Raw genomic sequence first — 1,224 nt, 5'->3', positions numbered from 1 at the left:
CTTCGCAGCATGAAAGCCTATCAATGCCGGGGCGAACGGGAGATGATCTATGCGTTGATCACCGATACCGCCGAAAGCAATCTGCACCCGATCTGTTACAATCACTGGCCGATCGCAGCCGGCCGCAAATATGAGGTGATGAAGACGATCTGCCAGATGGCCGCCGATGTATACGGAGGCATGCTCAAGTGGCGCGGCCGCGACTGGGGACGCGACGGCTCCTGTTCCGAGTTCATGGCCTATGGCGAGAATACGCTGAAACGCGCCGCCGAACTTTCCGGCCCGGTTCCGGATATCGACTGCTGCAATATTCTCTATTTCAAGGAGGATGATCCCTGCGCCGACATCTTCGGCAACTTTGAACAGATCGGCTATAAGGTTAAAAACTTTTTCAATGAAAAGGTGCTGGTAAAAGAACAGCCGACCGTACTCGACCTGGAAATGGCGTTCCGCATCCGGGACCACTACGAATCCTGTAAACGATATGCGCAGAAAAGCCAAACACTCGACATCGCCAAACTGCGCAAGAATCTTTATTCCACTTCCTACCTGTTTCCGGCACAATACCGCAATGCGTTCAAAGGCTGCGAAGCTGCCTGATGAAAAAGGCATCATGCAAAAGGGATTTATCATGGAAGCACTGAATTTCGATCTGTTCGACCTTGAGGCGCCGGAAGACTCTCTGGCGCTGCCGTCGCTGGAAAGCCTGGGCCGGGAACCTCGCTTCACATCGCCCGCCGCACTGAAACCGATTGCAGACATTCCCCGCAGCAGCTATCGGATCAGGCCGGAGGACGTGCTGTATCCGGCTGGGGCCAAACACAAAATTGCGGCCAACCTCACCGCGATCCGGCTTTTGAAGGAGCTGGAACACTCCGGCCGCTCCCCATCGGATGACGAATGCCGGCAGTTGATTCAATACTCCGGTTGGGGCGGGATTCCGCAGGCGTTCGATCCCGACCGGCAGGAGTTCGCCCGTGAGTATGAGGAACTCAAAGCGGCACTGACCGCTCAGGAGTACGTTTCGGCCCGCGCCTCGACGTTGAACTCCCACTACACGCCGAAGTTCCTGATCGAATTTCTGTGGAAAATCGCGGAAAAGGCGGGGATCGCCGGAGGCGAGTTCGGGGAGTTCGGCGCCGGCGTCGGCCACTTTATCGGAATGATGCCGGAACAGATCCGCGGCCGCTTCACGGCGGTGGAAATCGACGACATCTCAGGGCG

At 56.7% G+C, this 1,224-nt stretch carries 2 protein-coding genes; both read left to right on the top strand.

Translation table 11 applies throughout. The features are described from left to right. Positions 1–600: hypothetical protein (locus C8D82_RS21475; protein WP_165833242.1), on the top strand; the 600-nt coding region annotated here is incomplete at its 5' end. Positions 601–631: 31 nt separating this feature from the next. Then, on the top strand, positions 632–1,224 hold a 593-nt coding region (locus tag C8D82_RS20480; RefSeq protein ID WP_133245332.1), incomplete at its 3' end, for a hypothetical protein.

Source organism: Victivallis vadensis (assembly GCF_003096415.1).
Taxonomy (GTDB): domain Bacteria; phylum Verrucomicrobiota; class Lentisphaeria; order Victivallales; family Victivallaceae; genus Victivallis; species Victivallis vadensis.
Note: the sequence above shows the minus strand (reverse complement) of the source record. Positions and strands in the feature narration are given on the sequence as shown.